This window comes from Geminicoccus sp., assembly GCF_036263595.1.
Taxonomy (GTDB): Bacteria; Pseudomonadota; Alphaproteobacteria; order Geminicoccales; family Geminicoccaceae; genus Geminicoccus.
Genome location: NZ_DATAGQ010000093.1, coordinates 87508 through 100151, shown reverse-complemented (window position 1 = coordinate 100151; position 12644 = coordinate 87508). Strand labels below are relative to the sequence as shown.

Annotated in this window: 11 protein-coding genes; 10 read left to right on the top strand and 1 reads right to left on the bottom strand. The window is 66.8% G+C overall.

Annotated elements, in window-relative coordinates:
* The first annotated feature begins 65 nt into the window (after positions 1 to 65).
* The 5 genes from VHL31_RS08255 to VHL31_RS08235 all read left to right on the top strand — a co-directional run bounded on the left by VHL31_RS08255 (position 66) and on the right by VHL31_RS08235 (position 5232).
* Complete coding sequence (locus VHL31_RS08255) at positions 66 to 1094, top strand: ABC transporter substrate-binding protein (protein WP_329660730.1); 1029 nt, start codon at positions 66 to 68, stop codon at positions 1092 to 1094.
* Positions 1095 to 1156: 62 nt separating this feature from the next.
* Positions 1157 to 2233, top strand: a complete 1077-nt coding sequence (locus tag VHL31_RS08250; RefSeq protein WP_329660729.1) for an ABC transporter ATP-binding protein — start codon at positions 1157 to 1159, stop codon at positions 2231 to 2233.
* Positions 2233 to 3105 carry an ABC transporter permease gene (locus VHL31_RS08245; protein WP_329660756.1) on the top strand — a complete coding sequence of 291 codons (873 nt, stop codon included), beginning with the start codon at positions 2233 to 2235 and terminating at the stop codon, positions 3103 to 3105. Before VHL31_RS08250 ends, VHL31_RS08245 begins: the two co-directional genes overlap by 1 nt.
* Positions 3102 to 3890, top strand: coding sequence for an ABC transporter permease (locus VHL31_RS08240; RefSeq protein WP_329660728.1), 789 nt, complete (start codon positions 3102 to 3104; stop codon positions 3888 to 3890). Before VHL31_RS08245 ends, VHL31_RS08240 begins: the two co-directional genes overlap by 4 nt.
* Before the next feature lie 40 nt (positions 3891 to 3930).
* The gene (locus tag VHL31_RS08235; protein ID WP_329660727.1) at positions 3931 to 5232 is read left to right on the top strand and encodes an FAD-binding oxidoreductase; all 1302 of its coding nucleotides are present in this window, start codon (positions 3931 to 3933) and stop codon (positions 5230 to 5232) included.
* Positions 5233 to 5256: 24 nt separating this feature from the next.
* On the opposite strand, the gene ccmD is transcribed toward VHL31_RS08235, so the two are convergent.
* Positions 5257 to 5481 (bottom strand): heme exporter protein CcmD, encoded by a 225-nt coding sequence (gene ccmD, locus VHL31_RS08230; protein ID WP_329660726.1) that lies wholly within the window; start codon positions 5479 to 5481, stop codon positions 5257 to 5259.
* A 218-nt stretch (positions 5482 to 5699) separates the two neighbouring features.
* Between ccmD and VHL31_RS08225 the strand changes: the two genes are divergently transcribed.
* The 5 genes from VHL31_RS08225 to VHL31_RS08205 all read left to right on the top strand — a co-directional run bounded on the left by VHL31_RS08225 (position 5700) and on the right by VHL31_RS08205 (position 12631).
* Complete coding sequence (locus VHL31_RS08225) at positions 5700 to 8411, top strand: [protein-PII] uridylyltransferase (protein ID WP_329660725.1); 2712 nt, start codon at positions 5700 to 5702, stop codon at positions 8409 to 8411.
* Between the two features lie 13 nt (positions 8412 to 8424).
* Positions 8425 to 9954, top strand: a complete 1530-nt coding sequence (gene murJ / locus VHL31_RS08220) for a murein biosynthesis integral membrane protein MurJ (protein ID WP_329660724.1) — start codon at positions 8425 to 8427, stop codon at positions 9952 to 9954.
* 65 nt (positions 9955 to 10019) lie between these two features.
* A complete protein-coding gene (trpS, locus tag VHL31_RS08215; protein WP_329660723.1) occupies positions 10020 to 11015 on the top strand; it encodes a tryptophan--tRNA ligase in 996 nt (331 codons plus the stop codon).
* 63 nt (positions 11016 to 11078) lie between these two features.
* On the top strand, positions 11079 to 12035 hold the full coding sequence (locus VHL31_RS08210; RefSeq protein ID WP_329660722.1) for a DUF2333 family protein: 957 nt from the start codon (positions 11079 to 11081) through the stop codon (positions 12033 to 12035).
* A gap of 41 nt (positions 12036 to 12076) precedes the next feature.
* A complete protein-coding gene (locus VHL31_RS08205; RefSeq protein WP_329660721.1) occupies positions 12077 to 12631 on the top strand; it encodes a NifU family protein in 555 nt (184 codons plus the stop codon).
* The last annotated feature ends 13 nt before the right edge of the window (positions 12632 to 12644 follow it).

Genomic DNA, 12644 nt, shown 5'->3' with positions numbered 1-12644 from the left:
GTCAAACACTAGTCGTCTCGCGAACGGAAACGTACCGACCTCAGCCATTTTGCACGGAGAGCCCTATGAAGCTGATGCGTCTGCTGCCCGGTCTACTGGGCTGTCTCCTTGCGACTACTGCCTTGGCCGACGAGATCACTGTCGCATCGGGCGGCGGCATCTATCAGGACGCTCAGCGTGCCGCGTTCTTCGACCCGACGGCCAAGAAGCTCGGTATCACGATCAAGGAAGCGACCACCAATGGCATCCCGGAGATCCGGGTGCAGGTGCAGAGCAAGTCGGTCATCTGGGACATCGCCAACACCGCGGCCGAGGAATGCGCGATCGGCAGCAAGGAAGGGCTGTTTGAGCCGCTCGATACGAGCGTGGTCGACACGTCCGGCATCGACCCCAAGCTGGTCGGCCCGGACTGGGTGGCAAACCTCTATTATTCCACGGTGATGGCCTGGAACACCGATGCGATCGGGCAGGACGGCAACTTGCCCAAGAGCTGGGCTGACTTCTTCGACACCGAGAAGTTCCCGGGCGACCGGGGGATCTATGACCATCCGCGCGGCAACCTGGAAGCGGCCCTGCTCGCCGACGGCGTGCCACCCGACCAGCTCTATCCGCTCGACGTCGAGCGCGCCTTCAAGAAGCTGGAAGAGCTGAAGCCGGACATCACGGTCTGGTGGAGTTCCGGTGCGCAGTCGGCGCAGCTCATCAAGGACGGCGAGGTCGACCTGATCCAGATCTGGAATGGGCGGATTGCCGCGGCGATGAAGGACGGTGCGAAGGCGGACTACAGCTTCGACCAGGGCATCCTGATGGCCGACTGCTTCGTCGTGCCGAAGGGGGCGCCGAACAAGGACCTGGCGATGAAGGCGCTGGGCATGTTCATCGCGCCCGAGCAGCAGGCCCTCCTGCCCCTGCACATCGCCTATGGGCCCATCAACCAGAAGGCCTTCGACCAGCCCGTCCTGACCGACGAGCTCAAGGCCAAGATCAATTCCTCGCCGGAGAACGCGGCCAAGCAGATCGTGCTGGACGTGGCCTGGTGGGGCGAGAACGGCGCCGCCATGATGGAGCGCTGGCAGAACTTCAAGCAGCAGTAGGGCGGCCGTCGCGCAGCCCGCCGCTCCCGCCCTTGGCCACCACAGCAGCGAGCCGGTCCGGCATGGCATCGTCGATCACGATCCGCGGTCTTTCCAAGAGCTACGGCGCCTTCGCCGCCTTGTCCGACGTGTCGATCGACATCCCGGCCGGCCAGTTCATTACGCTGCTGGGCCCCTCGGGCTCGGGCAAGACCACCTTGCTCATGAGCATCGCGGGCTTCTCTCATCCCGACCGGGGCAGCATCCGGATCGACGACCAGGAGATCCTGGACCTCGAACCGAACAAGCGGGACATCGGCGTCGTCTTCCAGAACTACGCGCTTTTTCCTCACATGTCGGTTGAGGAAAATATCGCTTATCCCCTGAAATTGCGGAAGATTGCCGGTGCGCAGCGGGATGCGCGGGTGAAGCGGGCGCTTCAGGCCGTGCAGATGGACGGCTATGGTGCCCGCCGGATCCACGAGCTGTCCGGCGGGCAGCGCCAGCGCATCGCGGTGGCGCGCGCCATCGTGTTCGAGCCGCGCATCATCCTGATGGACGAGCCCTTGTCCGCCCTGGACAAGAAGCTGCGCGAGGAGATGCAGATCGAGCTGAAGCACCTCCACCAGAGCCTGGGCCGCACCATCGTCTACGTGACCCATGACCAGAAGGAGGCGCTGACCCTGGCCGACCAGGTGGTGGTCATGGACAGGGGACGGATCGTCCAGAAGGACAGCCCGCGTGACATCTACGAGCAGCCGAAGACCCGCTTCGTCGCCGACTTCATCGGCAACTCGAATTTCCTCCCGTTGCATGGTGCGGGAACAGGCACCATCGACGCGCAGGTGAGCGACGCATTCCGGCGGCAGCACATGCAAGGGCGCCAGCGCCCGCTCCTGGTGATCCGGCCGGAAAAGCTCGAGATCGTGCCGGCCGGGTTCCGCGAGCCCGGGTCGTTCTATGTCGACGCGACCGTCGGCGAGATCCTGTTCCAGGGCGACCTCGTGATCGTGTTCGCCCGGTTGCCGAACGGCCAGATGGTCCGCCTGCAGCGCGGCACGCGGCGCACCACCCTCGCCACGATCCCGCCAGAGGGCAGCCCGATCCGCCTGGCCCTGCACGAGGAGGATGCGATCGTCGTCGAGGACGACCGGCCGTGATGGGCACGGTCGCCGCCCGGCCGGCCGCCCTGGCCGAAGCCCGGCAGGTCCAACCACTCAAGCCGCGCTACTGGCCGTTCGCCCTGCCGGCCGTGCTGGTCACGCTGGTGGTGCTGCTGCCGTTCCTGTGGCTGGCCATCCTCTCGTTCTTCGAGGCGGGCGCCTTCTCGCTCGTGCATTACGAGCGGATGCTGGAGAACGCCAGCTATGCCAGCATCCTCAGCGACACGCTGCTGCTGAGCCTGCTGGTGACGGGGATCGTGGTCGCGCTGGGCATCCCCACCACCTATGTCATCGTCCGCCAGCCGCCGATGGTGGCGACGATCATGCTGGCCTGCGTGGCGATCCCGTTCTGGACCTCGCTGCTGGTGCGCACCTATGCCTGGATGGTGCTCCTGCAGCGCAAGGGACTGATCAATACCTGGCTCCTAGAGCTGGGCGTCATCGACCGCCCCTTGCGCATGGCGAACAGCTTCAGCGGCACGACGATCGGCATGGTGCACATCATGCTGCCCTTCTTCATCTTCCCGCTCTACTCGGCGATGCGGCAGATCGATCCGGACATGGTCAAGGCGGCGCGCAGCCTGGGGGCCAGCTCGGCCCGGGCGTTCTGGGGCATCTTTCTGCCGCTCGCGATGCCAGGGATCATGGCCGGCGCCCTGCTCTCCTTCGTCCTGTGCCTCGGCTTCTACGTGACCCCGCAGCTCCTCGGCGGCGGCAACGTCACGACCATCTCGATGAAGATCCAGCAGAACGTCACGATGTACAGCGAGTGGGGGGCATCCAGCGCGCTTGGCGTCGTGCTGCTGGTCCTGGTGCTGGCCTGTTTTCTGGCCACCCAATGGATGGTGCCGCGGAGGCTGCGCTCATGACCAGGATCTGGCTGGGCACGCTGGCAACCGCGGTGCTCGTCTTCCTGCTGGTGCCGGTGTTCATCGTCATCCCGATGAGCTTTTCGGCCGCGACCTACCTGGAATTCCCGCCCCAGGCCTGGTCGCTGCGCTGGTACGACGCCTATTTCGGCTCGATCGAATGGATGGCGGCCACGCGCACCTCGCTGCTGGCAGCGGTGGCCACGGTGATCATCGCGACGCCCATCGGCTTTGCCGGGGCCTACTGCATCGACAAGCTGAACGGCTGGCCGCGCAACGCGCTCATGGGCCTCCTGCTCTCCCCGCAGCTCATGCCGGTGATCCTGCTCGCGATCGGGGTGTTCTTCTTCTACATCCAGCTCGGTCTGGTCGACACCTTCGCCGGTGTCGTGCTGGCGCATGTGGCCCTGGCCATCCCGTTCGTCGTCACGACGGTGGTGGCCGGCCTCAGCCGGTTCGACCGCAACCTGGAGAACGCCGCGCGCAGCCTCGGCGCCTCGCGCCTGCGCGCGATCGTCGACGTGGTGCTGCCGCAGGTGAAGATGTCGGTCATGGCGGGCGCGCTGTTCGCCTTCGTCAGCTCGCTGGACGAGGTGGTGATCGGCCTCCTGGTCGCGGGTGGGTCGAACACCGTGCTGACCCGGATGATGTTCATGTCGCTGCGCGACCAGGTCGACCCCACCATCGCCGCGATCTCCACCCTGCTGATCGGCATCTCGCTGGTCGCGGTGATCCTGTTCATCTTCGTCGAGCGGGCCGCCGAACGGCCGGCCGCCAAGGCCTGAACCGGCCAACCCCCAGCTGCAAGAAGCACGGCACGACATCATGGCTCAATCCGTCCTGGCGCCGGGCGCCAAATTCACCTCCTACTGGTGGGAAGGCCATGACGCCGCCGCACCTGCCGTCACGGGGGGCAGCCCGCCGGACAAGGCTGATGTGGTGGTGGTCGGCAGCGGGTTTACCGGGCTCTCGGCTGCCCTGACGCTCGCGCGCGGCGGCCGTCAGGTGGTCGTCCTGGACTCCGAGCAGCCAGGCTTTGGCTGCAGCACCCGCAATGGCGGCCAGGTCGGCCCACGCTTCGGGCCGTCCTTCGCCGAGCTCAGCGAGACCTATGGCGAGGAGAAGGCGACCTGGCTGAAGCGAGAGGGTCATGCCGCCTACGACTATCTCGTCCGGCTGATCCAAGACGAGCACATCGACTGCAGCTTCGAGACCAGCGGCCACCTGCTGTGCGCGCATGCCCCCGGTCGGTTCGCACCTGCGGCCAAGGCGGCTGAAGAGGAGCAGAAGCGGTTCGGGATCGAGGCCCAGGTCATCCCGAAGAGCGAGCAGCGCCGGGAGGTCGGCTCCGATGCGTTCCATGGCGCGATCCTGTTCCCCGGCGGTGGCGCGCTCGATCCGATGCTCTACCATCGCGGTCTCCTCGATCGTGCGGTCGGGGCCGGTGCCGCGCTGTTCACTGGGCAACGGGTCCAAGGAATCGAGCGGGACGGCCAGAGCTTCGCGGTGCGCCTGGCTGGACGAACCATTTCGGCGCGCGACGTGGTGCTCGCCACCAATGGCTATACCAGCGACGCCACCCCCTGGTGGCGTCGGCGGATCATCCCGATCGGCTCCTACATCATCGCGACCGAGGAGATCGACCCGGCGGTGATGGCGCGGATCTGCCCCAAGGGCCGGATGCTCCACGAGACCCGCAAGGTCGTCTACTACTACCGGCCCTCGCCCGATCAAAAGCGCATCCTGTTCGGCGGCCGCGTGGCGTTGAGCGAGACGGACGGCAGCGTCAGCGCGCCCAGGCTGCATGCAGCGATGGTGCGGGTCTGGCCGGAACTGAAGGACGTGAAGGTCACCCATAGCTGGATGGGCTTCGTGGCCTTCACCTTCGACCACCTGCCCCATGTCGGCACCCATGACGGCATCCACCATGCCATGGGCTACTGCGGCAACGGCGTGCCGCGGGCGACGTTCTATGGGCACAAGGCGGCCTTGAAGATCCTCGGCAAGGTCGAGGGAGCCAGCGAGATGGACCCGCTCGCGTTCCAGACCAGGCCACTCTACCATGGCCGGCCATGGTTCCTGGCGCCGTCTCTGGCGTACTACAAGCTGCGCGACCACTTCGCCTGAGCCCTCGGCACAGGCGTCGTCGAGCTAGCCTTCCGCTCCGGGCGTGCTGTCCCGGCGTGCCCGGATGACGCCTGGCTGGCGGGCGGGACGCTGGGCACGCAGGCGGGTACGCAGGGCCTCCACTTCAGCCTCCTTGCGGCGCATCTTGCGCCACGACAGAAGCCATAGGCCTGCCAGCACCAGGATGGTGAAACCGAACGCGGACCATACATATGCCGCGTAGCCACCCATGGCGAAGAACTCAGCCATGCGGACAGGCTCCGGTGGCTGGGCTTTCGCCCGCGCGTGCGACGGGGTAAGCCGCGCAAGGATGCGGCGACATCGATGGAAGGTAGGGCGGTTTGGAGGCGGGCACCGGTTTTCCGGCTGTAGGACACGGCAATGGATCGATTCCGGACAGCCTGGGCAGGCCGGAGCCCGATCAGGGGCGAGTTGCGCCTAGCACGCTGCGCACTGAACCTCCAACCTTGCCGACGGCCGATGAGATCCGTTCGGCCGTGCGTGCTCTGGTGCCCAAGGGGATCAAGGACTTCCCGGGCCTGCTGAGCGGGCTCAAGCGCATCCATCAGTGTGCTCGGCAGACGATCCGCGAGCGCTTCGAGGCAGGTGGCTCGGCAGACGACACGGTCGCCGCCCTGTCCGCCGTGATGGACGGCCTGATCCAGGGAATCCTGGACTTGGCCAGCGACCACCTCTACCCGGCACCCAACCCCAGCAAGGCCGAGGAGTTCGCTGTCCTGGCGGTGGGCGGCTACGGGCGCAGCGAGCTCTGCCCGAACTCCGACATCGATCTCCTCTTCCTGGTACCCTACAAGCGTACGCCGCTCGCCGAGCAGATGGCCGAGTTCCTGCTCTACCGGCTGTGGGACCTCGGGCTGAAGGTGGGCCATGCCACCCGCTCGATTCCGGAATGCTTGAAGCTGGCCCAGCAGGACCTGTCGGTCTCGACGGCCCTGCTCGAATCGCGGCCGCTTTGGGGCGACGAGCGGACAGCGCGGGACCTGCGCGACCGCTACCGCAAGGACGTCGTGCAGGGACATGAGGCGGCCTTCATCGAGGCCAAGCTCGCCGAACGCGACGAACGGCACCAGCGTGTCGGCGACAGCCGCTATCTGCTGGAGCCGAACATCAAGGAGGGCAAGGGTGGCCTGCGCGACCTTCATACCCTGGGCTGGCTGGTGCGTTTCGTCTACGGAACGTCCGACCTCTCCGCCCTGCTCCAGGGCGGGCTGCTCGCCCGACGGGACCTGGCCTCCTTCAAGCGGTCCAAGACATTCCTACTCGCCGTCCGCTGCCACCTGCATTGGCTGAGTGGGCGCACGGAGGACCGCCTGACCGTCGACGTCCAGCCAGAGATCGCCCAGCGCATGGGCTTTCGCGCCCGCATACGCTCAAAGGGCGTGGAGCGGTTCATGAAGCGCTACTATCTGGCGGCGCGCGAAGTCGGCAACCTGACCAGGGTCGTGTGCAGCACGCTGGAAGAGCAGCATCGCCGGCGCCCCAAGTTCGCGCTGCCGCGCTTCGGCTTGACCAGAAAGCGGGTCGACGGCTTCGTCATCCAGGGCAACCGCCTGGTGGTGGAAGACCCGAAGCTGTTTCAACGGGAGCCTATCCGGATCCTGCAGCTGTTCCAGATCGCCGATGCGCGCGAACTGGACATCCACCCGTCGACCATCAGCGCGCTGAGCCACGCGCTGACCAGGATCGACGCGAGGCTGCGCGAGGATCCGCATGCGAACAGGCTGTTCTTGGACATCCTGACCTCGCGCAAGGACCCGGCAGGGGCGCTCGGCCGGATGAACGATGCCGGCGTGCTCGGGCGGTTCGTGCCGGACTTCGGTCGGATCGTCGCCCAGATGCAGCACAACCTGTATCACGTCTACACGACCGACGAGCACACGATCCGCGCCATCGACATCCTGCGGCAGATCGAGGACGGCAAGCTGGCCGCCGACCTGCCGCTCGCGACCGAACTGATCCCGAAGCTCCTGTCCCGGCGCGCCCTGTTCGTGGCGCTGTTCCTGCACGACATCGGCAAGGGTCGTGGTGGCCGGCACGCCGAGGTGGGCGCGATGATCGCCGCAGCCCTCTGCCCGCGCTTCGGCCTGGAGCCGGAGGAAGCCGAGACGGTGGTCTGGCTGGTCAGGAACCACCTGCTCATGAGCGACACGGCATTCCGCCGGGACCTGGAAGACCCGAAGACGATCCAGGACTTCGTGGAGGTCGTGCAGTCGCCTGAGCGGCTCAAGCTGCTGCTCGTCATGACCGTGTGCGACATCCGCGCCGTGGGGCCGACCGTGTGGAACGGCTGGAAGGGCCAGCTGCTGCGCGAGCTTCATCACGAGGCCGAGGCGGCCCTGCAGTCGGGCGACCCGCGCGGCCGGCGTGGTATACGGGTCAACCAAGCCAAGTCGGAGCTTGAAAAGGCGCTGCTGGCGTCGCCCGACGGCTGGTGGACGCGCGAACGCATCGATCGCCATATCGCGCGGCACGACCCACGCTACTGGCTGGGCTTCACCACGGAGGAACTGATCCGCCATGCGGAGCTGATCCGGCGGACCGAGAGCCAGTCGATGCCGATCGGCATCGACTTCCGGGTCGACAAGTTCCGGGCTCGTTCCGAGCTGCTCCTCTACGCGCCCGACCATCCGGGCCTCTTCATGAAGGTCGCCGGCGCGATTGCCCTGGGCGGCGCCAGCATCGTCGACGCGCATATCTTCACGACGACCGACGGCACCGCGCTGGACACGCTGGGCTTCCAGGACGCCGACCGGCAGATGGCGGTCGACGACCCGGAACGGTTCGAGCGGATCCGCTCGAACCTGATCAAGACCCTGTCCGGCGAGATCTGGCTGGAGAAGGCGCTGGCCGGGCGGCGCACGCTGCCAGCGCGCGCCGACGTGTTCAGGGTCGAGCCGCGCGTGCTCATCGACAACAATGCCAGCCGCACCCATACCGTGATCGAGGTGAATGGCCGCGATCGCCCCGGTCTCCTGTTCGATCTGGCCAAGGCGCTCATGGAGTCCGGCCTGGTGATCAGCTCAGCTCATATCAGCACCTATGGCGAGCGGGTCGTCGACGTGTTCTACGTCAAGGACGTGTTCGGCATGAAGGTCACCGTGCGGAGCAAGACGTTGAAGGTGCACAAGCTCCTGACCGAGGCCCTGAGCCTGACCTGATCGGATTCTTTGCTTGAGCTGGTTGCGCGCATCGACGGTCGTGGCCGCTTCCACCCTCGCCTCCCGCGTCCTGGGCTTCCTGCGCGACGTGCTGATGGCGCAGGCGCTGGGAGCCGGCGTGGCTGCGGATGCCTTCCTGATCGCCCTGAAGATCCCGAACCTGCTGCGCCGGCTGTTCGCCGAGGGCGCCTTCTCGGCGGCCTTCGTGCCCTTGTTCAGCCAGGTGCAGGTCGAGGAGGGCACGAGTTCGGCCCTGGCGCTTGCCGGCAGGGCGATGACCGTGCTGAGCCTCGCCCTCCTGGCGCTCACGGGCCTGGCTCTCGTCGCGATGCCGCTGTTGATCGGCCTGCTGGCACCCGGCTTCGACATATTCGATCCGCGGCGTGATCTCGCGATCGAGTTGACGCGCCGCACCTTCCCTTACGTCTGGTTCATCTCGCTCGCAGCCCTCCTGGCGGGTGTGCTGAACGTGGCCGGCAGCTTCGCCCTGCCGGCCCTGGTGCCGGTGATCCTGAACCTCGTCCTCATCGCGGCGCTGCTTCTGGCCGATGGCGCACCGGCCATGGTGGTGCCGGTCCTGGCGCTGGCCTTGCCGATCGCCGGCATCCTGCAGTTGGCAGCACTCCTCCTTGCCTGCCGCATGGCGGGCGTGCCGGTCGTTCCCCGCTTCGACCTCCGCGACCGTCGCATCCGCCTGCTTGGCCGGCGGATCCTGCCGGGACTGGCCAGTGCGGGAATCTACCAGATCAACGTCGTGATCGTGACGATCATGGCAACAGCCCTGGCCCCCGGCGCCGTCTCGTTCCTCTACTTCGCCGACCGGCTGGCCCAGCTGCCTCTGGGCCTGATCGGCGTCGCAATCTCGACGGCCCTCCTGCCGCTGGTGGCGCGTCGCTTGGCCGAGGGGCGGTTCGAGGAAGCAAAGGCCATGCGCAACCAGGCGGTCGAGGTCGCCCTGCTCTTGACCCTGCCGGCAGCGGCCGGCTTGACCGCGCTCGCGCTGCCGATCGTCCAGATCCTGTTCGGCCGGGGTGCGTTCGATCTTGCCGCCACGGCCGCCACGGCGACGGCCCTGCAGGCCTGCGCCCTGGGACTGCCGGCGGCCGTGCTCGTCCGGATCCTGGCGGCCACCTTCTTCGCGCGCGGCGACATGCGCACGCCGCTACTGGGTGCCGCGGCGGCCCTGGTGGTCAACCTCGGCGCAGGGCTCGCCATGCTGTCGAGCCTGGAGCATCTGGGGCTGGCGATCGCAGCCAGCCTGGGCAGCTGGGCTAACCTCCTCGTCTTGTCCTGGCGGCTGGGCGCGATCGAGGAGCGGGCCTTTTCCAGGCGTACCAAGCAGCGGGCGGCAAGCATGCTTGCCTGCGCGGCGGTCTGCGGGTCGCTGGGGGCGCAGGCCTTCGAGGAGCTGGGCCGTCTGGGCGACCCCATTGCACTCGGTAGCGCCATCCTGGTGGCGGCACTCGGCTTCTTCGCCATGGTGACGATCGTGCGTGCCGTCCGGCCGAAGGAGTTGACCGCCCTGCTCCGGGACCGCGCTTGACGCGAACGGCCGGCTCGGCCATCCCACCCGCTCCCCATCCCGCCCGCCCTTCCAAAGGCTCGTTCATGTCCGGCCGCATCTTTTCCGGCGTCCAGCCGACCGGTGCCCTCCATCTCGGCAACTACCTGGGCGCGATCCGGCACTGGGTGCGGCTGCAGCAGGACTACGAGGCGATCTATTGCGTGGTCGACCAGCACGCGATCACGCTCCCACAGGACCCGAAGGAGTTGCATGCCGCCACGCGCGAGGTGGCGGCGGCACTGATCGCCTGCGGGATCGACCCGGAGCGCTCGATCCTGTTCAACCAGTCGACGGTCCCGGCGCATGCCCAGCTCGCCTGGGTGCTGATGTGCCAGACCCCGATCGGGTGGCTGAACCGGATGACGCAGTTCAAGGAAAAGGCCGGCAAGCAGCGCGAGAACGCGGGTGCCGGGCTCTATACCTATCCGGTGCTGATGGCGGCCGACATCCTGGTGTACCGGGCCACGCATGTGCCGGTGGGCGAGGACCAGAAGCAGCACCTGGAGCTGGCACGCGACACGGCCGGCGCCTTCAACCGGCAATACGGCGTCGAGTTCTTCACCCTTCCCGAGCCGATGATCCTGGGCGAGGCCACCCGGGTGATGTCGCTGCGCGACGGCACCAAGAAGATGAGCAAGTCCGACACGTCGGACTATAGCCGCATCAACCTGACGGACGATGCCGACACGATCGCCCAGAAGATCCGCAAGGCGAAGTCCGACCCGATCGAGGGGGTGAGCTACGACCTCGAGAAGCGGCCGGAAGCGTCCAACCTGCTCACGATCTACGCGGCCCTGTCCGATCGCAGCCGCCAGGAGGTGGAGAACGAATTCGCCTCGGCCAATTTCTCGACCTTCAAGGGCCGGCTCGCCGAACTGTGCGTGGAGAAGCTGTCGCCGATCACGACCGAGATGCGTCGCCTGCTGGCGGACCCGGGCGAGATCGACCGTGTGCTGAACCGTGGGGCGGAGCGCGCCAATGCCATTGCGGCGCCGATCCTGCGCGAGGTCTACGACCTGATCGGTTTCCGGCAGGCCTGACCTTCCAGCCGTTCGCTGCGGTAGCCATGTGCGGCAGGTAGCTGTCCTGCCAGGGGATCGATAATGGCCGATGTTGAGGTGCAGACGACGACGCGGCGCCCGCTCTTGCGGCGGCTGCTGCTGGGGGTGCCGGCCCTGATCGTGCTCGCCGTCGTCGGCTGGTACCTCGTCGGCATGATCGTCGTTCATCGGATCGACGACGACCCGAACTTCGCCGTGGCCTCGACGGCACCGCCAAACGGCTCGCGTACGGTCGCTGCCATGGCCGACCTGATCGAGCGCGAGATCGACGTGAACGAGTGGACGCCGAACGAGCCGTTCTTCAAGCCAGGCGTGCTGCTCGACAACATGCCGAGCTATCAGACGGGACTGGTGGCGGCCGTCCAGCGCTTCGGCGTCTCCGTGCGGGATCGCCTGGCCCGTGCCCGCGGCTCGTCCCAGGCCGATGCCGACCTGACCCGGGCCATGGGCCTTCTGGCCTATCCGGGCAACGTCTGGGTGTGGAACCCCGCGGTATCCTGGGCGCCGACGGCCACGACCGAAAGCCAGTACCGTCAGGCGGTCCAGGCCCTGCGGGCCTACAACCTCCGGCTGGGCGCCGGCGAGGCGTCGTTGGAGCGCCGGGGCGACAACCTGATGGACACGCTGGACGCTGTGGCCTCCGATCTCGGCTCCACCTCGGCGGCGATCAGCCAGGCGATCGACAACAACAGGAACCGCTGGTTCGACTTCTATGCCGACGACCTGTTCTACACGAACAAGGGGCAGCTCTACGCCTACTACATCCTCCTGCGCGAGCTCGGCCTGGACTATGCCGACGTGATCCGCGAGCGAGGAGCAGGATCGAACTGGGCGGAGATGCTCGACAGTTTCCAGCAGGCTGCGACCGTTCAGCCCTGGGTGGTGGTTAATGGCGGGCTGGATAGCCAGTTCAAGCCGAACCACTTGGCCAACCAGGGCTTCCTCCTGCTGCGGGCGCGTACGCAGTTGCGTGAAGTAACCAACATCCTCTTGCGGTGACGAGGTCGGCTCGCCAACTCAACGGCACGGAGATCGACATCATGTTCATTCAGACCGAGCAGACGCCCAACCCGGCGACGCTCAAGTTCCTTCCCGGCCGGCCTGTGCTCGAGAGCGGCCAGGTCGAAGTGCTGGATGCCGACGAGGCGGAGCGCGTCTCGCCGCTTGCCAGGCGGCTGTTTGCCGTTGAAGGCGTGCGTTCGGTGTTCATGGCCAAAGATTTCGTCGCGGTGACGAAGCAGATGGGCGCCGACTGGTACCTGCTGAAGCCGGCCGTGCTCGGTGCGATGGTCGAGCACTTCATGTCGGGTGAGGATGCCATCGTCGAGCAGTCCGCGCCTGAGCCGGTGGCCACGGTCGAGGACGATGAGACGGTCGCCAAGATCAAGGAGCTGCTGAACACGCGTGTCCGCCCGGCCGTCGCCAACGACGGCGGTGACATCGTCTTCCACGGGTTCGATCGCGGCGTCGTCTACCTTCACATGAAGGGAGCCTGCGCGGGTTGTCCTTCCTCGGTCGTCACCCTGAAGAACGGCATCGAGAACCTGCTGCGCTACTACGTGCCGGACGTCGTCGAAGTCCGCGCGATCGACTGACGTTTTCGCGGGC